The 20,749-nt window shown below is 64.0% G+C and carries 26 protein-coding genes; 12 read left to right on the plus strand and 14 right to left on the minus strand.

What is annotated here, in order from left to right; translation table 11 throughout:
• Positions 1–273: 273 nt before the first annotated feature.
• Positions 274–1,221 (minus strand): GNAT family N-acetyltransferase, encoded by a 948-nt coding sequence (locus tag RIG82_06915; protein ID MEQ9460663.1) that lies wholly within the window; start codon positions 1,219–1,221, stop codon positions 274–276.
• Positions 1,222–1,336: 115 nt separating this feature from the next.
• Here RIG82_06915 and RIG82_06920 point away from each other — a divergent pair, with 115 nt between their 5' ends.
• Positions 1,337–1,972 (plus strand): hypothetical protein, encoded by a 636-nt coding sequence (locus RIG82_06920; protein ID MEQ9460664.1) that lies wholly within the window; start codon positions 1,337–1,339, stop codon positions 1,970–1,972.
• A gap of 13 nt (positions 1,973–1,985) precedes the next feature.
• Here RIG82_06920 and prmC read toward each other — a convergent pair whose 3' ends face one another.
• Positions 1,986–2,867, minus strand: a complete 882-nt coding sequence (prmC, locus tag RIG82_06925) for a peptide chain release factor N(5)-glutamine methyltransferase (GenBank protein ID MEQ9460665.1) — start codon at positions 2,865–2,867, stop codon at positions 1,986–1,988.
• Between the two features lie 44 nt (positions 2,868–2,911).
• Here prmC and RIG82_06930 point away from each other — a divergent pair, with 44 nt between their 5' ends.
• Positions 2,912–4,000: a glycosyltransferase gene (locus RIG82_06930; protein MEQ9460666.1), complete on the plus strand. Its 1,089-nt coding sequence runs from the start codon at positions 2,912–2,914 to the stop codon at positions 3,998–4,000.
• Positions 3,997–4,854, plus strand: a complete 858-nt coding sequence (gene panC / locus RIG82_06935; protein MEQ9460667.1) for a pantoate--beta-alanine ligase — start codon at positions 3,997–3,999, stop codon at positions 4,852–4,854. Before RIG82_06930 ends, panC begins: the two co-directional genes overlap by 4 nt.
• Here the strand turns inward: panC and RIG82_06940 are convergent, their stop codons facing one another.
• The 6 genes from RIG82_06940 to RIG82_06965 form a co-directional block, all read right to left on the minus strand.
• Positions 4,855–5,451: a hypothetical protein gene (locus tag RIG82_06940; GenBank protein ID MEQ9460668.1), complete on the minus strand. Its 597-nt coding sequence runs from the start codon at positions 5,449–5,451 to the stop codon at positions 4,855–4,857.
• A 29-nt stretch (positions 5,452–5,480) separates the two neighbouring features.
• Positions 5,481–6,167: a hypothetical protein gene (locus RIG82_06945; GenBank protein MEQ9460669.1), complete on the minus strand. Its 687-nt coding sequence runs from the start codon at positions 6,165–6,167 to the stop codon at positions 5,481–5,483.
• A 157-nt stretch (positions 6,168–6,324) separates the two neighbouring features.
• Positions 6,325–7,410, minus strand: a complete 1,086-nt coding sequence (locus RIG82_06950) for an AraC family transcriptional regulator (GenBank protein ID MEQ9460670.1) — start codon at positions 7,408–7,410, stop codon at positions 6,325–6,327.
• Positions 7,411–7,638: 228 nt separating this feature from the next.
• Positions 7,639–8,145: an NUDIX domain-containing protein gene (locus RIG82_06955; protein MEQ9460671.1), complete on the minus strand. Its 507-nt coding sequence runs from the start codon at positions 8,143–8,145 to the stop codon at positions 7,639–7,641.
• Positions 8,146–8,220: 75 nt separating this feature from the next.
• Positions 8,221–8,613, minus strand: a complete 393-nt coding sequence (locus tag RIG82_06960) for a hypothetical protein (protein ID MEQ9460672.1) — start codon at positions 8,611–8,613, stop codon at positions 8,221–8,223.
• A 41-nt stretch (positions 8,614–8,654) separates the two neighbouring features.
• Positions 8,655–8,921: a hypothetical protein gene (locus RIG82_06965; GenBank protein ID MEQ9460673.1), complete on the minus strand. Its 267-nt coding sequence runs from the start codon at positions 8,919–8,921 to the stop codon at positions 8,655–8,657.
• Positions 8,922–9,093: 172 nt separating this feature from the next.
• On the opposite strand from RIG82_06965, the gene RIG82_06970 reads away from it, so the two are divergent.
• Genes RIG82_06970 through RIG82_06995 form a run of 6 tightly spaced genes read left to right on the plus strand, consistent with a single transcriptional unit; the run spans position 9,094 to position 13,511 of the window.
• Positions 9,094–9,615, plus strand: a complete 522-nt coding sequence (locus RIG82_06970) for a hypothetical protein (GenBank protein ID MEQ9460674.1) — start codon at positions 9,094–9,096, stop codon at positions 9,613–9,615.
• Positions 9,608–9,850, plus strand: coding sequence for a hypothetical protein (locus RIG82_06975; GenBank protein ID MEQ9460675.1), 243 nt, complete (start codon positions 9,608–9,610; stop codon positions 9,848–9,850). Before RIG82_06970 ends, RIG82_06975 begins: the two co-directional genes overlap by 8 nt.
• Positions 9,851–9,867: 17 nt before the next feature.
• Positions 9,868–10,908, plus strand: a complete 1,041-nt coding sequence (gene trpD, locus RIG82_06980) for an anthranilate phosphoribosyltransferase (GenBank protein ID MEQ9460676.1) — start codon at positions 9,868–9,870, stop codon at positions 10,906–10,908.
• 10 nt (positions 10,909–10,918) lie between these two features.
• A complete protein-coding gene (gene tsaB / locus RIG82_06985) occupies positions 10,919–11,620 on the plus strand; it encodes a tRNA (adenosine(37)-N6)-threonylcarbamoyltransferase complex dimerization subunit type 1 TsaB (GenBank protein MEQ9460677.1) in 702 nt (233 codons plus the stop codon).
• Between the two features lie 56 nt (positions 11,621–11,676).
• Entirely contained in the window at positions 11,677–13,095 is a 1,419-nt protein-coding gene (gene der, locus RIG82_06990) for a ribosome biogenesis GTPase Der (GenBank protein ID MEQ9460678.1), read from the plus strand.
• Positions 13,092–13,511 (plus strand): hypothetical protein, encoded by a 420-nt coding sequence (locus RIG82_06995; protein ID MEQ9460679.1) that lies wholly within the window; start codon positions 13,092–13,094, stop codon positions 13,509–13,511. The genes der and RIG82_06995 overlap by 4 nt, the downstream gene beginning before the upstream one ends.
• Positions 13,512–13,537: 26 nt before the next feature.
• Here RIG82_06995 and RIG82_07000 read toward each other — a convergent pair whose 3' ends face one another.
• From RIG82_07000 to RIG82_07020, 5 genes are all read right to left on the minus strand, one after another.
• Positions 13,538–14,257: a hypothetical protein gene (locus RIG82_07000; GenBank protein MEQ9460680.1), complete on the minus strand. Its 720-nt coding sequence runs from the start codon at positions 14,255–14,257 to the stop codon at positions 13,538–13,540.
• A gap of 128 nt (positions 14,258–14,385) precedes the next feature.
• Positions 14,386–15,039, minus strand: coding sequence for a phosphopantothenoylcysteine decarboxylase (locus RIG82_07005; protein MEQ9460681.1), 654 nt, complete (start codon positions 15,037–15,039; stop codon positions 14,386–14,388).
• A gap of 11 nt (positions 15,040–15,050) precedes the next feature.
• The gene (locus tag RIG82_07010) at positions 15,051–16,310 is read right to left on the minus strand and encodes a pitrilysin family protein (GenBank protein MEQ9460682.1); all 1,260 of its coding nucleotides are present in this window, start codon (positions 16,308–16,310) and stop codon (positions 15,051–15,053) included.
• A 39-nt stretch (positions 16,311–16,349) separates the two neighbouring features.
• The gene (locus RIG82_07015; GenBank protein MEQ9460683.1) at positions 16,350–17,267 is read right to left on the minus strand and encodes a diguanylate cyclase; all 918 of its coding nucleotides are present in this window, start codon (positions 17,265–17,267) and stop codon (positions 16,350–16,352) included.
• A gap of 30 nt (positions 17,268–17,297) precedes the next feature.
• Positions 17,298–17,558 (minus strand): Hpt domain-containing protein, encoded by a 261-nt coding sequence (locus RIG82_07020; GenBank protein ID MEQ9460684.1) that lies wholly within the window; start codon positions 17,556–17,558, stop codon positions 17,298–17,300.
• Between the two features lie 229 nt (positions 17,559–17,787).
• On the opposite strand from RIG82_07020, the gene RIG82_07025 reads away from it, so the two are divergent.
• Both RIG82_07025 and RIG82_07030 read left to right on the plus strand, forming a co-directional pair.
• Positions 17,788–18,516: a uracil-DNA glycosylase gene (locus tag RIG82_07025; GenBank protein ID MEQ9460685.1), complete on the plus strand. Its 729-nt coding sequence runs from the start codon at positions 17,788–17,790 to the stop codon at positions 18,514–18,516.
• A gap of 90 nt (positions 18,517–18,606) precedes the next feature.
• Positions 18,607–19,392, plus strand: coding sequence for a Bax inhibitor-1/YccA family protein (locus RIG82_07030; protein ID MEQ9460686.1), 786 nt, complete (start codon positions 18,607–18,609; stop codon positions 19,390–19,392).
• A 21-nt stretch (positions 19,393–19,413) separates the two neighbouring features.
• On the opposite strand, the gene RIG82_07035 is transcribed toward RIG82_07030, so the two are convergent.
• Positions 19,414–20,028, minus strand: coding sequence for a nucleoside monophosphate kinase (locus RIG82_07035; protein ID MEQ9460687.1), 615 nt, complete (start codon positions 20,026–20,028; stop codon positions 19,414–19,416).
• A gap of 147 nt (positions 20,029–20,175) precedes the next feature.
• On the opposite strand from RIG82_07035, the gene RIG82_07040 reads away from it, so the two are divergent.
• Positions 20,176–20,736 carry an Rrf2 family transcriptional regulator gene (locus RIG82_07040; GenBank protein MEQ9460688.1) on the plus strand — a complete coding sequence of 187 codons (561 nt, stop codon included), beginning with the start codon at positions 20,176–20,178 and terminating at the stop codon, positions 20,734–20,736.
• The last annotated feature ends 13 nt before the right edge of the window (positions 20,737–20,749 follow it).

Consider the following 20,749-nt stretch of genomic DNA (forward strand, 5'->3'; position numbering starts at 1 on the left):
GTTAGGCGTTGACCCTCAAGAATGGGTCACGCGTCCATCCGCGACGCGGGGCCCAACATAGGCAAGCCCAATCAGACCATCAAGCGATGCGCAGCGTCCATTCCGCGTCTGCGCACCCAGCGCCTTGATTCATCAAGGCTTATTGACTTGATTTTTCTTTTATCCACCAACTCTTCGCACACACTCGCCGTACTCGTGGAAAAACCTGAAAAAACACGGTTCTTTACGACCCGATCACCCACGACAAGGCGCAGCTCTTCATCCAGGCAATGTTTATGTCGTGCGCAGAAACACGGCGCGCTCCGCCGTCTGTCGAAAACCCGACCGCCGGTACAAACGCAGCGCTGGGGTGTTGCGCAAGTCCACCGCGAGATACATCGTGCCGTGGGGTGATCGCTCAGCAACCCTGCTCATACCCAGCCGCAACAGACGCATCGCCAATCCCTGACCCCGCGCCGGCACCGAGACCCCGAGGTACACCAACTCGTAGCCCCCGGGCTGCATCAACGGGTTGATCAGCGACACCGCGACCGGCTCATCCGAACCCTCTGGGGCCACTAGAAACCAGAGTGTGGGGTCGTAGACGCCCGTCGCCCGATGACCGGCGACGATGTCCTCGACGTTCCGCCTCCCCACCAGCGACGGGCAATCGAGGGTCTGCTCGTAACTGTCGAGAATAGCCCGCTCGAGCCAACCCTCCGGAGCCTGATCGGCACGGAGCACGCGGAAACCGGGCATATCCGTGGGCAGGGGCTCTTCGGGGCCCTTCAAGCCCCGCTGGAGATACGCCAGGTCCGCCAGATGCTCGAAACCGCCTTGATCCACCGCAGCACGCTCCAGCCGCTGAGACGGCTCCAGCAGCACCTGAACCAGATGACCGGGCAGGTCCCCAAGGTTCGCGAAGACGTGACGAATCAGGCTGCCCAGGGCGTCAATCTGACCCCGCGAACGGGTGGGCGAGAGAAACAGCATCGCCGAACGCCCGGGGTTCGGCACCACCAGGCCCGCCACGCGCGGCGTCTCGCCCTCCCAGGCGACCCAGAGCCGGTGAATCGATAAGCCCTGCTGCTGGATGTACGCCCGGAAGCCATCCACCGCCGTGCCAGGCTCGCCCCACTGCCCGGTCAGGAGCAGACTCAGGGCCCGCGCCCGCTGCCCCTCAGGCACCATCTCGAACCGATAAGCCGGTCCAGCGGAAGGTGTTGTGGGGTCCTGGGTCATCGGTTCCTCGGCATCGGGTTGTCAGCAGTCTACCGGCCCGCCCTTCACGCCGACCGGTTAAACCGGTACCCTAACGGGCCCGTTGGAGACCGTGCACCCCGGAAGGAAGCCCCCCATGCGTGCAGCCCGAACCGCCATGCTCGCCCTCTCCCTGACCCTCGCCGGAGCGGCCATCGCTCAGGACGCCGAGCCGGTCAGCGGGCACCCTCAGCCCCAGATCATCAGCACGTCCTGGAACCTCGACTTCTCCTTCGACACGCCCAAGGCCATTGCCGTGACCGACCCCGCCGGCGTGACCCGCTGGTACTGGTTTATGACCTACAAAGTCGCCAACAACACCGGTCAGGAACGCCTGTTCGTGCCAGAGGTCGATATCGCCGACGACAACGGTCGGATCGTGGCCGCGAACCGGAGCATCCCCCCCGCCGTCTACGCCGAAGTCGAGCGCGTGATCAACAACCAGCTCCTGCAGAGCCCAACCGAGTCGGTGGGCCGGCTGCTCCAGGGTGATGACTTCGCTCGCGAGACCTACGCCGTCTGGGAAGCCTCGTTCGAGGACGCCGACCTGCTGACCGTGTTCATTGGCGGGCTGTCCGGCGAAACCGCCTCCATCGCCCACCCCGACCCCGAGATCGATGAACGCATCCAGCTCCGCAGGACCCGGATGCTACGCTTCTCCCTGCCAGGCTACTTCGAGAACCCGCAGTATCAGCCCGTCGAACTCATCGACGAGCGCGACGTGATGCGCTGATCCCCCGCAGGTTTTACTCGGACAACACGCACCGGATGACGCGATCCAGACCCTCGTGGTCCTTGAGGACGCTCATGTCTGACCAGCATCCTGCTTGCTGCACCAGGCTTCTGAGCACCTCGGTCTGGGGTCCGCCGTTGTATTCCATAAGCAGCAACCCGCTGGACGCAAGGTGGCCCGGTGCCCCGCTTAAGAGCCTTCGGATCAGGTCGAGCCCGTCTTCGCCGCCATCGAGCGCCGCGTGAGGCTCGTGATCGCGCACGTTGGCATCAAGCCCCGGCAGATCGCCCGCAGGGATATAAGGCGGGTTCGACATCAACACATCGAACCGCTCGCCTTGTGGCGGATCGAGTAGATCACCCTGCTTAAAAGTGATGCGCTCAGTCAGCCCGAGACGCGCCGCGTTCGCTCGGGCGACCTCCAGCGGGCCCTCGTGGAGATCGGTCGCGGTGATCTTGGCCTCCGGAAGCGCCTTGGCGATGGCCAGCGCGATGGCGCCGGTGCCGGTGCCGATGTCGGCCATCGAGAGACTGCCCCCGCGCTCGCGTGCGAAGGCGACCGCCTCATCCACCAGCGTCTCGGTCGATGGCCTGGGGATCAGCACACGCGCATCGACGGATAGGCTCATGCCATAGAACGGGGCTTGGCCGACCAGGTAATCGACGGGTTCGTGTTGGGTGGCACGCTCGACCAGCTCGCGGAAGCGGGCCCGCTCATCGTGGCTCGCGGGGCGCTCGGGGTCGGTGTAGAGCCGGAGCCGCTCGACGCCAAGCACATGCGACAGCAGCATCTCCGCCGCCAGCCGAGGGCTGTCGATCGCGTCGCGCTCGAACCGTTGCGTGGTCCAGGCCAGCAGCTTGCGGGTCGTCCAGATCTCTGCGGGTGCCTCGGGCATAGCCCCAGAGTCTAGCCGCTGGGTGGGCGTGCTAGGATGATGGCGTGCAAGTCGCCCTTCTCGCCAACACCGCATGGCTCGATGAAGAGCTGCCGATGTTCCAGCACCTGATCGTCGGGCTCATCGACGAGCAGGTGCGTGTGGTACAGGTGGTGCCATCGTCGCTGGCGGTCTCGGAGTGCAGCGTCTTCGGCGAGAGGCTGCCTTGGAACGAAACCACCTGGCACTGGATCAACCAGCGTCGATTGCGACAGCTCATGGACCCGCTGATGGATCTGCAGGTCAACGCGCTGCACGCGCTCGATGGGCGGATGTGGCGCGCGGCGGGGTATCTCTCGCGGGAACTGGGGGTCCCAGCCATCCTGACTGCGAACTCTCACTTCGATATCCCCCTGGCCCGACAACTCGCGCCACGGCTCGACCCCGCCCGAACGATCCTGTTGCCAACGACCGATCCCATCGCCGAGGGGCTCCGCGAGGCGGTTGGCGATCGAATCGAGGTCCAGAAGATCGCGTTGGGTGTCTACTCCCCGAAGAATGAGAAGGCTTGCAACATCAGTGAGGCGCGCGCGGTGGTCATCTCCGGCAATGGCCTGATGGACCGCTACTACGATGCGCTGCTCAACGCCATCAAGCGGGTGCAGCATCACCACCCGCAGGTTCAGTTTTTCTTCGATGGTCAGGGGGCCGATCAGTCGCTGATCTGGCGTGAGGCCAAGCGTCTGGGGCTCTCGGCGAACACGTCGCTGGTGCCCAGGCGGCTGGGGCATCGTGAGATGCTGCTGCGGACCGATGTGTTGATCCACCCTCAGCCGCAGGGCCGGGCGCGGGGGATCACGCTCCAGGCGATGGCCAAGGGGCTGCCGATGATCGCGATGGCCGATCCGTGGCTCGACCACCTGATCGATGACCAGACCGCGTGGGTGGTTACCAACCCAACCGCGGAAGGTTTTTTCGACCCGCTGCAGCGGTGCCTGAGTGACCCGTCGAGCGCGAGGGGCCTGGGTGAACGTGCTCAGGCGTGGGTGCATAAAAACCGGTTGGCGTCGGCGTACATCCGGAGGACGCTGAGGGCGTATCGGTCGTTGACGGGTGAAGGAATCCCGATCGCGGCGGGAGCTGCGGCGTCATGACCGCGATGCGCGTGGTTGAGACCGTGAGTGAGCTGAGAGAGGTGCGGAGCACGCTGAGTGGGCGGCTGGCGGTGGTTCCCACGATGGGGGCGCTTCATGATGGGCACATGCGGCTGGTGGAGCGGGCGCACGAGCTGGCGGAGCATGTGTGGGTGACGATCTTCGTGAACCCGACGCAGTTTGGTCCGAACGAGGACCTGTCGCGGTATCCGCGGGACCTTGAGGGCGATCTGGCGCGGTGCGAGAGGGCGGGGGTGGAGCTGGTGTTCGTGCCTGCGGTGGAGGAGGTGTACCCGCCTGGGCTGCCTGAGGTGCTGGTGACGGTGCCGGCGTTGGCCGGGGAACTGGAGGGGGCGGCGCGGCCGACGCATTTTGCGGGGGTGTGCCGGGTGGTGGCGAAGCTGCTGAACATGACGCGGCCGGACGTGGCGTGCTTCGGGCGGAAGGATTATCAGCAACTGGCGGTTGTGCGCGCGTTGGTGGGGGACCTTGCGATGGGGGTGGAGGTGGCTGCGGTGGCGACGGTGCGGGAGGGGGATGGGTTGGCTATGTCGAGTCGCAATCGGTACTTAGGTGAGTTGGAGAGGCCGAAAGCGAGGGCGATTTATTGTGCGCTCACGGGTGCGGTGGAGGGGGTGGGTCGGGGGGAGCGGGAGGTGGGGCGGCTGGAGTCGGGGATGCGGCAAGTGCTTATTGAACAAGGATTTGAGGTGGATTATGCGGTGGTGCGAGATGGGGTGACGCTGGGGCGATTGGAGCGGGTTGAGGGTGATGGCGGGGGTGCGGTGGCGCTGATCGCGGCCCGTCTGGGCGGGGTGCGGCTGATCGACAACATGATGCTGGATGGGGGTTAGCTACCAGCCGCCCGGTGGGGTTTCGTCGGCTTCGAAGGGTCGGAAAGCCTCTTGAAACAAAGGGGTTGCGGAGATCGGGGTGATGCCGGACTCGCTGCGGTCGAGGGCGACGGGTGCGACGGCTGGGGCGAGGTTGTAGGAGGCGTCGAGACGGAGGTCGAGCTGTCCGGGGCGGAAGGGGTCGTTGCGGATGGGCTCGGAGGTGTCGGGAATGAGCGAGAAGTAGCTGTTGGGTGCGATCAAACTGACTCTTTCGACCCCATCAACGCCCGCCACGTTGTGTGTAAAGCCGTCTCTTGTGCGCACGAGGTAGTCCATCTGGCCGAGGACAGCGGTGAAGCCGGCGGCTTCCATGACGTACCCGCCCTGGGGTTGAACGGGCAGGCGCTGGTCATCGCGGTGGTCATCGGTGAGGTCGAAGAGTCGGGCGCGGTTGGTGATGGCATCGATGCCCATGTCGATGCGTCGGAGGCTGGCGGCGTTGGGGTCGAGGTCCTCGACGCCACGGTCGATCATCCTCGGCTCCTGGGTCTGACCCTGGGCCAAGGGGGCCATGGTCATGAGCAGGGCGAGGATGGCGGCGATTTGGAACTTCATGTGAGGATCACCTGAGAGGGTGAGCCGGGTCAGCGGCGACGGCTGCGGGGCGGGGCTCCGCCTTCGAGCAATGGCACGGGGTCGGCTTCTTCTTCGACGACTGGTGCCGGGGGCGGGGGTGGTGGCGTGGGTTCTTCATCAAGCGCCTGGTCGAGCGTCTGAGGCTCGGGCTCAGGCTCGGGCATAACCTGAGGGGCGGGTGAAGGTGCCGGAGCGGGGTCGGCGGGGACGATGACGGGCGCGGCGGCAGGAGCCGCAGCGGGCATGGGGGCGGGGGTCTGCTCGAAGAGTTCGGGCATGGGTTCGTCGAAGGCGGCGTCGAGGGGGCGGATGGTCATGCGGGCGACGACGGGGCGGCCGGGGAGTTCGACCTTGCCTTTATCGAGGGCGCCGTAGACGTAGTACTGGCCGAAGATGGTTTTCCGACCGGCGTTGTGGAGTTCCCAGGTCATGACGACCGGGGGTGCCGGGTCGAAGACGAAGATGGAGTCTTCGTTGGGTGAGTCGAAGTCGAGGACGAGTTTCTGGCCGACGGGGACGTCCATGGTCCAGAGTGTTTCATCGTTGATGGCGTCGATGACCTCAACGGATTTCGGGCTGAAGGTGGTGCTGAGGTAGGTGGTGCGGTTGGCGGTGCAGCCGAGGGGCAGGGCTGCGGCTGCCGCGGCGAGCGTCATCATCGCGATCCGGTTCGTCGGGCGGTCGATCCGTGCCATGTACCAAAGTCCTTTCGGGGTGACTGAGCGAGCCCACAGGATAGACGGTTGGGCGCTTGGGGCCAAGCGGTTCCGGGGGCTGATCTACCATCGGCCACGCCGGGGGGCGAGGCTAAGGATCGGGGGCGTGGGTTACCGGACGGCCGGGCGGGTGGGGTTAGTTGGTTTCGCGGTATTGGGTGGGGCTGACGCCGACGATGCGGTGGAAGGTGGCGGTGAAGTGTCCATGGCTGGAGAAGCCGGTTTCGGTGGCGATGACGCCGATGGGCTTTCGGCTGGCCCGGAGCAGCCACTTGGCGACCTGCATCTGGAGGCGGAGCTGGAAGTGCTTGGGGCTGATGTTCATCTGTTTGGAGAACAGCCGGTGGAAGTGGAAGGGGCTGGTTTCGACCGAGGCGGCGATTTCGGTGAGGTTGGGCGACTCGGCGAAGTGGTCGGAGATGTAGGCGGCGGCCTGTGCGATGCGGTCGTCGGGGACGAGGCCGGAGGGGGGGACATCATCTTCGGAGAGGGGTCGGACCTCGACGTAGAGGTGTTCGCCCTCGGAGTCGCCTGGGGCGTGTCCGAAGTGGAATCGGACCCAGGTGGGGTCGCCAGCGAGTTCGATGGAGAGATCGTGTCGTTGGAAGTATTCGGTTTCGGGCCATCGTTGCTCGATGATGGGCCGGAGGTTTTCGGAGAGTTCGGCGAGGAGTTCGGGCCGGGTGATGGCGCGGGCACGGAGGGTGGGGTCGGCGTGGATGAGGCGGTCATCTCCGCCTAGGACCACGCGGGCCATACCGGGTTCGGGGACGTAGTCGAAGGCGGTGCGGATGGCGCGGAGGGCGAGGGCCCAGGCGTTGGCTTCGTCTTCGGAGAAGGCGGCGTCTCGGCCAGCGGCGAGGACCCAGTGGGCTTTGGAGCCGGGGGCGACGGGCTCGGCGGCCATGACGATGTTCTTGCCGGGGACGGGCGGCGAGGGTCGTGTCTTGAGGGCTTTGCCGGTGCTCAGGCCTTTTTTGATGGCCTCCTGGTAGGTCTCATCATTGCCGAAGCCCGAGGAGCACCATTTATCGACGGCGTCGCCTTTGATCCCCGCGCCGGCGACGAAGCCATCGCTTTGGGGCTTGTTGGGTTCGAGGATGGCGAGGACAAAGCCGTCGACTTTGACCTGCTTGCTGAGGAGTTTGTGGAGGTGCTCGGAACCGTGGTCCCAGGGAGCGAAAGAGGCGGTATCGGGTGCGATGTCACGAGTCTTAGCCAAGAGGGGGTCCATTCACGGAGGGTGCGGGTATCCAGAGACACTAGGCAATAAGCAATAAAAAAGGGTAAGGCGGTGTTGAGGTCGAGCGTTCTCAGCCAACAAGCTGAGTGCTTTCCTCTCGAGTCCCCGCCCCAGAAAATACCGCCGGGCTGCTGTTGTAGCGGAAAACTACTTGTGTGAGCAAGTCGGCTACTTAGTTTATCAGCAAGATTTCAAGATAGGGGATTTTCAGTGGCGGACGGAACGATCGACGGACCAGGTCATGGGGTTGGTGGTGCAGTCGATGTGCACGGCGAAGAACCCGCCACGGTGTTCCCAGAAGAGTGGCCAGATGACCTGTCGGTCGGTGTCGGGCATGGGGAGACGGCTGATGTCGCTGGGGTTGACCCATTCGAGACGGCCTTCATCGTGCTGGTCTTCGGTGACGTTTTGTGGGGTGTGGACTTCGTAGAGGAACATGAGCCAGTGGGCTTCGCCGCGGTAGGCGGTTTCGGAGACGATGCCGGTGAGCCGGATGGCATCGTGTTCGAGGTGGAGTCCGGTTTCCTCACGGATTTCTCGGAGGGCGCATTGTTCGGGGCTCTCGCCTGAGACGGTGTCGAGTTTGCCGCCTACGGGTGAGTAGAGGTCGCGGTTGGGCTCTTTGCGTCGGTGCAGGAGGAGGACTCGGCCCTGCTGGTCGAAGATGTAGCAGAGGGTGGCGATCTTGTAATCGATGCCGATGGGTGGGGTCATGCGTCGGCCTCTCGTGAGGGCGGACGATACCCGATGGTCGAGGGCGTGATGGGATGTGTTGAATCGACGGGGTTGTCAGGCGGCCTGGTCGTGCTCGTCGATCGTCGGGGGTGGGAAGGCTGGGGCGTCGGCGGTTTCGGTCCAGTCTTCGGTGCCGGGGAGGGTGAGCTGGCTGGTGGCGGTCTTGCGGTAGCCGAGTTTGCGGAGGACTTCGAGGACCTCGGTCCAGCCGGGGAAGGGTCGGTCATTGGATCGTTTGTAGGCGTCCATGGCTTTGACGAAGAGGAACTGTTCCTGGGTGAGTTCGCCCTCTTCGGCGGCTTTGACGAAGTCGGAGAGCCTGCGGCCTGGTCCGCGTCGGCGTTCGGTGCCGGAGCCTGGTGATCGGAGATCGACCACGGAGGTTCTGCGGTCGGGGCCTCGGCTGCTGGGGGCGGTTGGATGATCGGACGGCTGCTTATTGCCCATGATGGCTCCCGTGTGTGGCGACGGGTGAGCCGGGCGAGGGATCACTCGTCGTCTTCTAAGAAATCATCATCGTCATCGTCGTCTTCATCATCGTCGAGGAGGTCATCGTCATCGTCGTCGTCGAAGTAGTCGTCATCGTCGTCGTCAAAATCGTCATCATCATCGTCATCGTCGAAGACCTCATCGTCGTCGTCCTCGTCATCGCGGGCGAGTTGGAAGGGGTCGGTGGGCGGCCATGGGTTGGTCCAGGGGTTGGCGAGGGATTCGAGTTCGGTGGTGTCGCTGAGCGGGCGGGTTGCTGCGGACATCGTTGTCTCCACGTCACCTTTGGCGTGATCTGATCGGTGATCGGGGGAACGCGCCCCGGTCCGAACGCCATCGGTCGGCAAGCGGCGGTTACACTAACGAAGAGGCTATGGATGTCAATCAATTTATCGGCTTGTCGGCGTGTCCGGCCAGCCCCAGCGGAGCAACAGAACGTTGATTGCAAAGCACGATGAAGATCGACCGCAGTGGAATGTCCTGGCCGGTATCGCGGGGTGGCTGATTCCGGGTGGCGGCCATGCGGTTCTGGGCGAGCGGGACCGTGCGCTGGTCCTGCTGCTGTCGATCGGCGGGTTGTGGATTTCGGGGGCGTTGCTGGGGGGCATCTCGGTCTTTGATCGGGCGGAGCATCCGGCGTGGTACGCCTGTCAGGTGCTGGTGGCCCCGACGGTGCTGGTGGAACGATTTCACGCCTCGCTCAAGGACCCGGACGGCAAGGCCCCCGCCCCGCCCTCTCCTCCCTCCCCAGCCTCGCCCTCAGTCACGGGTGGCGGGGGACAGACCGTGATGACGCCAGCGTATGAGCCGAGTCATAACCGGGTGAATGAGCAGGGGACGATTTTCACGGCGATGGCGGGTTTGCTGAACCTGCTGGCGATCATGGATGTGATGTACCGGGATCCGAGGCGGCACCGGGAGGCTGAGGGTTCAACGGAAGGGACGCCAGCGCATGCCTGAGATGATGATGGTTTTGTTGTTGGCCTGGCGTCCGTTTCTGGACCCGCTGCCGATCGAGGATGTATGGCTGTGGTTTCTGATCCCGTTGTCGCTAGCGGTGGCGGTGGTTTACAAGGCGATCAAGCTGCCGACTTTGGAACGTTTGTGGATCGAATCGGTGCTGTTGGGCTTTCAGATCCTGGCGTTCATGGCGTTGGCGGCAGTGGGTCTTTGGATTCTGACGGAGATGGTCTAACGCCGTAGGAGTTGATCGTGATTCGTGAGGTGCTGCCAGATCTGGTGAAGCTGCGGAGCCTGTCGAGGGAGTCGGCGGAGGCGATCTTTGATGCGATCATGGAGGGGAAGGCCGAGCCGCTGGAGATCGCGGCGCTGCTGGCGCTGATTCAGGCTCGGGGGGCGACGGTGGAGGAGGTGGTCTCGGCGGCCAGGGCGATGCGTCGTCATCTGGTGCCGGTGGAGACGCCGGTGGGCCTGCGGGTGATGGACACGTGCGGGACGGGCGGGACCGGGTCGCGGGTGTTTAATATTTCGACGTCGGCGGCGATCGTGGTGGCGGCGGCGGGTCGGCCGAGGGGGTTGGCGGTGGCGAAGCATGGGAATCGTGCGGTGACGAGTGCCTCGGGGTCTTCGGACGTGCTTCAGGAACTGGGTGTGGAGCTGCCGATGCCTGCGGGGTCGTTGCCCAAGGCAATGGACGAGGCGGGGGTCTGCTTTTGTTTTGCGCCAGCTCATCATCCGGGCATGAAGCACGCGGGGCCGATCCGGGCGGCGCTGGGGATTCGGACGATCTTCAATCTCTTGGGCCCACTGACGAATCCTGCGGGGGCGCGGCATCAGTTGTTGGGCGTGGGGGATGAGGCGACGCAGGACCTGATGGTGCGAGCGCTGGAGCAGCTCGGGGCGGAACGGGCGTGGGTGGTGACGACGGAGCTGCCGGATGGGCGTCGGTTGGGCGAGCTGACGCCTTTTGCGCCGATCAGTGTGGCGAAGCTGGAGGGTGGGGTGATCGAGTCGATGACGGTTGATCCGGCGGGGCTGGGGTTGGCGGGGGATGATCCGTCTTCGATCGTGGTCGCCAACCCGGCGGAGAGTGCGGCGATGATCCGGGCGGTGTTTGATGGGGAGGCGGGGGCGGCGCGAAACACGGTGGTGCTCAACGCGGCGGCAGCGCTGGTCGTGGGTGAGGTGGCGGAGGGTCTTGAAGAGGGGGTGGTGATGGCGGCGGAGGCATTGGATTCGGGGGCGGCGCGGTTGACGCTGGCGAAGCTCGCTGACCTGTCGCGGGCGGGTTGAGGTGGGCGCGGTGACGGGATCGGGATCACGGCTGCTGGTGGCGATCGAGACGAGCGGGAGGGTCGCGTCGGTCGCGGTGGGCTCTGAAGATCAACCGGAGGTGGTGGAGCGGTTTGAGCCGTCGCGGCGGCACTCGGTGGGTCTGGTGGCGAAGCTGTCGGAGGTGTTTGATCGTGGGGGGTGGTTGGCGCGGGATGTGGGCGTGATCGCGGTGTCGAGTGGGCCGGGGTCGTTCACGGGGTTGAGGGTGGGGTTTGCGGCGGCGCAGGGTTTGGTATTGGCGACCGGTGCGCGGGTGGTGGTGGTGCCGACGGCGGAGGTGCTGGCGCACAACGCACCGGAGGCAGTTCAGCGGGTTGGGGTGGTGCTGAACAGCAAAGGGCGGGCGGGTTATCTGGGGGGATACGAACGGCGCGGGGCGGAGTTGATGGCGATCCGGGAGCCGGAGGTGGGGTCGGTGGAGGACCTGGTGGGGATGTCGGTGGGGGTGGTGGTGGCGGAGAAGCTGCCGGAGGGGTGGGGGGCGATGCTCGAGTCGGCGGGGGTTGAGGTGCTCGAGGGTGAGTCGGCGGTGTGTTCGGCAGGGGTGGTTTATCGGCTGGGTCGCGCAGCGGTGGAGCGGGGCCACTACAGTGATCCATCCGCGTTGGTGCCGACGTATGGGCGAGAGCCTGAGGCTGTGACGCTGTGGAAGCAGCGTTCGCGGGGCTGAGTTGGCGTGAACGTGTGCTTTTTTCTCCTAAGACCCCCTTCTGATCAGGTGCTGCTGTGCTGCCGAAGATTGTCATTGTTGGCCGACCGAATGTTGGGAAGTCGTCGCTGCTGAACCTGCTGGCGGGGCGGATGATCAGCATCGTGGACGATCAGGCGGGGGTGACGCGGGATCGGATCATGGCGATCGCGGAGGTTCCGGGGCACCCGGGCGAGGAGCCGCGGACGGTGGAGGTGATCGATACCGGGGGGTACGGGATTGAAGACAGTCAGAATCTGACGAAGGAGGTCGAGCGTCAGATCGCGGCGGGGTTGGCCGAGGCGCACGTGGTGCTGTTTGTGGTGGATGCACAGTCGGGGATGACGCCTCTGGACCGGACGGTGGCGGACGTGATCCGTGAGAGTCTGGGGCGCGGATCGGCGGCGAAGCCGTGTCTGCTGGTTGTGAACAAGGTGGACTCGGAGCGATTTGAGGCGGAGGCGTGGGAGGCGGCGGCGCTGGGGCTGGGGGAGCCGGTGTTTGTGTCGGCCAAGACGAATCACAACAAGCGGTTGTTTTATGAGGCGCTGACGCGAGCGTTGTCGGGTGTGGTGGTGGAAGAGGGTGGCGGGGACCTGCGGGACGCGGGGATCAAGATCGCGATCGTGGGCAAACGGAACGCGGGGAAGTCGACGCTGACCAATGCGCTGGCGGGTTCGGAGCGTGTGATTGTTTCCGAGCAGGAGGGCACGACGCGGGACTCGGTGGACGTGCGGTTTGAGGTGACGACGGACAATGGCGGGACACGCGTCTTCACGGCCATCGATACGGCGGGGGTGCGGAAGCGCAAGTCAATGAAGCAGGACATCGAGTACTACGCGCACCATCGCGCGCTGCGGAGTGTGCGGCGGGCGGATGTGTGTCTGCTGCTGATCGACGCGACGTTGCCGCTGAGTCAGGTGGACAAGCAGCTGGGCAACGAGATGCTGGAGCATCACCGGCCGACGGTGCTGGTGATCAACAAGTGGGACATCGTGGAGAAGCAGCACACTCAGGAGGAATACGCTGAGTACCTGGATCGTGAACTAAAGGGGTTCTCTTTTGCGCCGATCGTGTTTGTGAGCGCGAAGAACGCTGAGGGGATTCGGGACATGCTGGCGCTGGTGGTGAATTTGTATGAGCAGGCGGGCCATCGGGTGGGGACGGGTGAGCTGAACAGCGCGATCGAGCGGATCATGGCGGAGCGGGGTCCGAGTGCGAAGGGCGGGAAGCTGCCGAAGCTGTACTACGCGACGCAGACGGCGGTTTATCCGCCAACGATCACGATTTTCGTGAACGACCCGGACCTGTTTAATCTCAACTACCGGAAGTTCCTGATGAACCGTTTCCGGGACGAGTTGCCTTATGCCGAGGTGCCGATCGACCTGCAGTTCCGCGGCAAGCCGAAGCAGACGGCGGCGGAGCGGGTGGAGGGGAGGCGGGGATTAGGCAGTTGAAACAAGAAGGAGATGAAAGAGAAGTTCACTTCAAGTTGTTCATGCCGTACTTCGGTGGGCGGCCGATCTTTCTTGGCCTTGTGATGCCGTCGATTCTTGCCATCTCTGGTCTGGTCTTTGCGTCTTTTGGCGACCTTCTCATAGACGGTCCTTCACGAACCGAGCAACGGAATCGAATGATTGTCGATGCTATCTACGGCCAGGGGACGCACGACCAGAACAGCAGCGATTACGGCATGCCGGCTTACGTATTTGGGCTCATGCTTCTGCTGTTCGCGATTGAACTGCATCTTGTTGAGTATTGGATCGATCGGCTCGAGTCAGAAACCGCTATCAAGCGTGTTGCGTTTACGGCCAACTGTATGATCGTGCTGGTGTTAGTTGTTGGAGTCTTTTCGGTTACACAACTTCGCTAGCGATTTCTGAAGTCGTTCTTAACCCCTCACTCCCCCTGCCCCTCACCGATGAGGAGTTTGATGCCGCGGTTCATGGTGTGGATTTCGCGGGTGAGTCGTTTGAGGTGGTGGAGGTCGATGCGGGCCATGCGGGTGCGGTCGTGTCCGATCATGAGGTTGAGGGAGGCGGAGTGTCCGCGGACGCGGGCGAGGATGACGGCGTCGGGCTCGTCGAGGGAGACTTCGCCGTTGTTGTGTCCTTTGCGGAAGATCAGACGCTGGTTGGTGATGAGCACGCCGTTGTAGCCCTCGTCTTCGGGCCCGAAGTCGGCGTCGGGGTAGTACTTGCGGAGTCGTTCGCCGGGTGCCATGGGGGACCAGGTTTCGAGGCGTTGGCGGCACTCTTCGGAGACAGGGGCTTTGGCACCGGCCTTGGCCTTGGCTTTGGCTTTGGTCTCGCGGGCTTCGGCGCGGGTCTGGACGGCGGGCTGGATGGTGGAGTCGAAGGAGCTTGGGGTCTTGCGGACTTTCTCGTAGCTGAGTTCGTCGAGGTCGGGGCGGTTGCGTTCTTCGTAGAACTCGTCGCGTTTGGTGAGGACCTTGTCGACGTCTTCGAGGATCCAGTCGGAGACGGTGTCTTCCATGAGTGCTTTCTGGGTGGGCAGGCGGAAGACGTTTTCGCACTTGAGACACTTGGCTCGGCGCCCGCAGGCACCCTCGCCGAACTGCATCGTGGCCCCACAGCGTCCGCATCGGATGGAGAACATGGCCAACCTCGTATGTGGGCCGCCCGGGGGCCGGGAGAGCCCTTGAATGTGATTCATTGACGCCAGACTGCGTCCTAGACAGGTATCGTCACGGTATCACCGGAGGCTCTAGGGGACAAGGGGTTTTTTTAGTCCTGGTGGGCCCAAATGGCGATGTGGGCGATGAGCCAGGCGGCGAAATCGGCTTTGGCGAGGCGTTCGAGGCGTTCGGTCGGGCCGTTGGCGGGGACCCATGTGGCGGTGATGGCGTCGGCTTCCATGGTGCCGAGGGGGTTGGCGATGATGGCATCGACGGCCTTGCGGCGCAGCTTCTCGGCGGCTCGTTGTTCAAGGTGCCGGGGCTCTTCGAGGGCGAAGGCGACAACCCGCTGGCCGGGGCGTTTGGTGGCGGCGGCGCGGGCGACGAGATCGGGTGTTGGCATCAGTTTGAGGGTGGTTTCGTGGTGGGGGTCGGTGTGGCGAGTGAGCTTGCCCTCGGCGACCGTCGCGGGGCGGAAGTCGGCGACGGCGGCGGCCATGATGAGGGTCTCGGCATCGCGGAAGTGGGCTTCCATGAGCTGGCTCAGCTCGGCGGAGGACTCGAAGCGGTAGAGACGGCCAGCGGATCTGGCTTGCGCGGCGAGGTCGGGACAGACGGGGCCGAGGAGCGTGGTGACTTGATGACCTGCGGCAGCGCCTGCGGCGGCGAGCGCGACGCCAAGGGACCCGCTGGAGCGGTTGCCGATGTACCGGACGCGGTCGATGGGCTCGCGGGTGGGGCCAGCGGTGATGAGCAGGCGCATCGCCGGTCCTCTCAGGATGCCGCTGGCTCGGCAGGAGATTCGGCGGGTGCGGCGATGGGCTCGGGGCCGATGGTGACAATTCGCTGGGGTCCTGGCAGGCGTTTGGCGAGGAAGGTGTTGAGGGTGTCGAGATCGATGGCATCGATCTGCTCGGCGATTTCTTCCAGGGATCGGGCTCTGCCGAGGATGGCGTGGTCGGAAGCGAGGGCTGAGGCTCGGGCATTGGTGGACTCGCCGGACATGATCACGCGGGCTTTCATGCCGGTCTTGGCGCGGCCAAACTCGCCGTCTTCGACGCCTTCGTGGATGCGGAGCAGCTCGGCGGAGAGGACTTCGAGGGTCTGGGGGGCGCGTTCGGGTGTGGTTCCGGCGTAGGCCAGGATGGCACCGAACTCGGGCCCGCCTGCGTAGCTAGCGAAGACGGAGTAGCAGAGCCCGCGTTTCTCGCGGACCTCGGTGAAGAGGCGGGCGGACATCCCGCCAGAGAGCACGGCGAGGGCGAGGCGCTGCGACCAGATGTCGGGGTGCTTCTCGGGGATGGCGTCGAGGCCGATACCGATGTGGACCTGGGCTGTCTTCTCGTTGCTGTGATGAGTCTGCGGCTCGGGGGCTGGGGCAAGCGTGATGTCATCGGCCTGGCCGGTCCACGATGAGACGAGTTGTTTGATCTGTTGCAGCAAGGCATCGGCGTCGATCTTCCCGGCGACGGCGAGCACTGAACCTGCGGGCAGGCAACGCGAAGACCAGAACGCGCGGAGCTCATCGATCGTGGCGTCCTCGATGTCTTCCCGGCGACCGTGGGGTGAGCGGCCCAGCGGATGCGGGAACTGGAGGCGGCGGAGGTCGAGCATGACCCGATGCTGTGGGTCGTCCTGGAGGCCGTCGAGTGTCTGGAGGGAGAGTTGCCGGCTGGGCTCGAAGTCGGGTTCAGAAAGATTCGGGCGGAGGACCATATCCAGCAGAGGCGGGAGTGCTTCGGTGAGCCGGTCGGCGACCATGGTGGCCCCGACGCGGAGGTAGCGGACGGAAGCGGAGGTGGATCGCTGGACGCCCAAGCGGTCGAGAAGATTGACGTGTTCGCGGCTGCTCAGCCCGCCAGCACCTCGACAGATCATCTCGGCGAGGAGTCCGGCCAGACCTTGGCGGTCTTCGGGCTCGGCGGAAATTCCGGCGGGGACCAGAAGCGAAAGCGACACGGACTCGATGCCGGTCATGGGTTCGAGGACCACGGCGAGTCCATTGTCGAGCGTGTGGGTGCGGATCGATGACATGACGGAACTATACCCGTCAGGGCATGGGGCCGGTGGGCGTCAGGCCGCAGCGGCGGCGGGGTTGAGTGATGCGAACCCGTCGCGGCCGTTGTGCTTGGCCTTGTAGAGAGCCTGGTCGGCGGTGGTGATGAGTTCCTCGGCGGTCAGCGGGCGACGGGCGTCGGTCCCGGCGATGCCGATGCTGCACGTCACGCCTGTGGGGTCGAGGCGGATCACGGTCTCATCGGTGTGCAGGGCACCGCATAGGCGCTGCGCGACCGACTCGGCCAGGGGCAAGCGTGTCTGGGGGAGGATGAGGGCAAACTCGTCTCCGCCGAGCCGACAGGGGATGTCGCTGGTGCGGCAACTGGCCATCAGGAGCTTGGCGATGCGCTGGATGACCTGATCGCCTCGGGGGTGACCGAGACTGTCGTTGATGGATTTGAAGTGGTCGATATCGAGGAGCAACAGCGCGAGCGGGCACTGGTACCGCCTGGCGACCTCGATTTCCTGGACGAGTCGCTCGTCGAAGAAGCGTCGGTTGTGCAGCCCGGTGAGGCCATCCATGTTGGCGTGCTCGGCGAGCATCAGCAGGAGGGTGCGTGTTCGCAGGGCCGAACGCATCCGCGCGAGCAGTTCGCCGTAGTCAAACGGCTTGACGACGTAATCCACGGCGCCGACCTCGAACGCGAGGACCTTGCTCTCGCTGTGCTCCTGAGCGGTGAGGAAGATGACCGGGATGTCCTGGGTCGCGGGATCTGCCTTGAGCTGAGTGCAGAGATCGAATCCAGAGGCGCCTTCTCCCAGATCGACGTCCAGAAGGATCAGGTCGGGGTTGTTCAAGCGAGCTAGTTCAAGCCCTGAGGTGATGTCGAATGCTGAGATGAAATCGACTTCGAGCGATTGTCCGCGCGTCTCGATGAGACGGTGGATGTCGGGCGAGTCGTCAATGATCAGGACGGTTTGGCGTTGGTTCATGGGACGGTGACGCGTTGCGGGTTTCTTCACTTAGACGGTTGCCCTCTGGCAGAGCTGCACGAGTTGATCGACCTGAGCGATGAGTCCGTCCATGTCTTGCTCAGAGCGTGCCAGGGTTTCGACCTCGCGTGCCTTCTCGGTGATGGGCATGAACCCGTAACCGCCGGCGGCCCCTTTGAGTTGGTGGGCCAGTCGGGTCAGGTCGCTGATCTGATGCGCTTTGAGGGCAGCGGTGATCTGATCGAGTCGGGCGGGGAGTTCATCCACGAACATTCGTGCGAGCTCGCGCATCTCGGGTTCGTCTGCGTATGTGCTGATCAGGGGTTTCGCGGGCGTACCCAAGGCCAAGAATCTCCGCGTCGGTAACTCTTTATCTCATTGGATGAACCGATGGCCTCTTGCCATCGGGATGATTTGCCTTTCGGTTGATCAGCAGCCCTTGGCGACGACACGAATGCATGCTCATGGTTAGCCGCACTGATCAGAGGCCTATAGACGCCAGAGTCGTTACAAACGGTGCATGCAGCAGAGACTTAAGCAGTTGAACCAGACCGTGGCGGACTGTAAGCGGTGCCCGCGGCTGGCGGCCTATCTCAAAGAGGTCGATGAGCGCAAGCGGGCTTCTTATCGGGAGGAGGATTATTGGAGTCGGCCCGTGCCGAACCTGCTGTCCTCGGATGAGCTACCGGCTCGCATCCTGATCGTGGGTCTGGCGCCTGGTGCGCACGGGGCCAACCGGACCGGGCGGATGTTCACCGGCGATCGTTCTGGTGACTTCCTGTTCGAGGCGATGCACCACGCGGGGCTGTGCAATCAGCCAGTGTCCAAGCATTGTCAAGACGGCCTGACGCTGCGTGGCTGTGTCATCACGGCGGCGGCGCACTGCGCCCCGCCCGGCAACAAGCCGACGGGTGAGGAGTTGATCTGCTGCCGGGACCACCTGACCGCGACGATTGATCTCATGCCGGAACTGAAGGCTGTCGTCACCCTGGGTCGTATCGCCCACGATGCGGTGCTGAGCCAGGCGATCGAGCGGGGCTGGATTGAGAGGCGAAAGGATGCGCCCTTTGGCCACGGCCTGGAGCATTGCGTGGCCGGCGGAGCGGTGGTCTTGCTGCCGAGCTACCACCCGAGTCAGCAGAACACGTTTACCGGGCGGCTGACGATGCCGATGCTCACTCAGGTCTTTCAGGCCGCCGCAGGATGTACCCGCGATGCGATCAGGCCGGATTTCGCAGGGGATGATTGACCGGGGGTCCGGGAGCAAGGATGATTATGCAGACGGGTCGGCGTGATCCGGGTCATCAGACGCAGAAGCCAACTTTCCGGAGATCAGCCCATGGCAAGCAGCAACCCGGCATTCAGCGATCGTGCGATGGATCGGATCCGAGCCCAGGCGGATGACGTCCTACGATCGCCATCGGAGCCCCAGGAAAGCGCGCCGGTGCGAGCGACGGGTTCGATGACCATCACCGGGTCGTGCCTCAAGACGCTGTCGATGTTTGGTCTGGTGATGATCGCTGGCAGCTTTACCTGGGATATGGCTATGAGCGGGTCGCCCAATGCGCAGGCCTGGCTCTTTGGCGGAGCGATCGGCGGGCTGATTGTTGGGATTCTGACCTGCTTCAAGCCCAATCTGGCACCGATCACCGCACCGATCTACGCGGTCCTGCAAGGCCTGTTCTTAGGCGGGATCTCGGCGATGTACAACGCCCAGTTCCAGGGCATCGTCCTGCAAGCGGTCATGCTGACCATGGCCGTCGCCTGTGCGATGGCGGCGCTGTATGCGTTTCGCATCATCCGTGTGACCGCAAAGGTCCGGGGGATGATCGTCTCGGCAACCCTGGCGGTCATGCTCGTATATCTGGCCTCGTTCGTACTTGGCATGTTTGGAGCGGGGATTCCGTTCCTGCACGACACCGGCCCGCTGGGCATCGGCATCAGCCTGGTGATTGTCGGCATCGCCGCCTTCAACCTACTGCTGGACTTCGATTTCATCGAGAAGGGTTCGGCCCAGGGCCTGCCGAAGTGGGCGGAGTGGTACGCGGCGTTTGGTCTGATGGTCACGCTGATCTGGCTGTATCTGGAGGTTCTCCGGTTGCTCTCGAAGCTGCGGAGCCGGTAAGTGGTGCGGGGGATGGGGGCTCTAGCCGTCGAAGGCGTCGAAGTGCTTCTGCTGGATCGGGACGACAACCTTGAGGATGTCGTGGAGGATACCCGCAGGTGATCCAAGTGAGTCGATCGGGATGACGCGGTCCTGGGGGTAGTGAGCGAGCACGGGGGCGGTCTCTTCTTCGTAGACGCGCCAGCGTTTGCGGATGACTTTTTCATCGGCGTCATCGTGGCGGTTGTCCTTGAGGGCGCGTTTGCGGAGACGGGCGAACATCTCCTTCTCGTCGTTGCAGACCAAGTGGACAATCTTGAGCACGTCGATGTGCTCATCCATGAGCTTGGCCTGCTCGAGCGTGCGTGGGATGCCGTCGAGGATCAGCAGGTCGAAGTGAGGCTTGAACTGACTCAGGACGGTGTGGGCCTTGATCACCTGGGCCCACATCTTCACGGTGACTTCGTCCGGGACCAGTTGTCCGCGTGACGAGTATTCGTAAAAGATCTTGCCCAACTCGGACTGCACGTCGATCGAGCGGAACACATCCCCGCAGGAGCAGTGGTAGAAGCCGGGGATGCGGCCGAGGATCGCGCCCTGGGTGCCTTTGCCGGCCCCGGGGGCACCAAAGAGGAGCATGGTTTTGTAGCGGTTCATGCTGATCACGGCCTTTCGAGCCCGAGGCCCGACCGGGCCCTGTGGGGGAGGAACGTCATAACCTAACGGGGTTTACGACTCCAATCGACCCCGAGAAGCAGATTGAGAACATCGACCGGGTTGAAAGCGTACTAAAACAGTCCTACTATGCAGACGATCTCAAACCATGGAAACGTCATGCTGAGCCTGACCAAAAAGTCCGATTATGCCCTCGTCGCCCTGGCCTACCTAGGCCTGAGGTGGCACGATCAGACCGGTCCGGCCAGTGCCCGGCAGGTCGCTGCGTCGTTCGATCTGCCGGCCGCCCTGCTGATGAACATTATGAAGGACCTCGCGTCTGCGGGCATTGTCACCTCGACCCGCGGGGCCCGAGGCGGCTACGAACTCGCCCGCGAGCCGGGTGAGATCAATCTCCTCGATGTATTTGTCGCTCTCGAAGGCCCGATCCATCTTGTCGAGTGCTGCACCGACCGTCAGAAAAACGGCACCTGCAGCATCGCCGAGGGCTGCCCGGTCCGGCTCCCGATGCAGAAGCTCGACCGGCGGCTGCAAAGCTTTTTCCGATCGGTCAGCCTCCAAGACCTCATCACTTCCGACGCTGACGCGCCTATGAATAGCGACCGGGTAGCATTAACCCGTTCGGGTCATCTCACTGACCCTGGCACGACCACCAACCCTACGTCCCATCCAAAACCGTCCACGAGCTAACAGGAACTCTCAG

It is taken from the genome of Phycisphaeraceae bacterium, assembly GCA_040222855.1.
Taxonomy (GTDB): Bacteria; Planctomycetota; Phycisphaerae; order Phycisphaerales; family Phycisphaeraceae; genus Mucisphaera.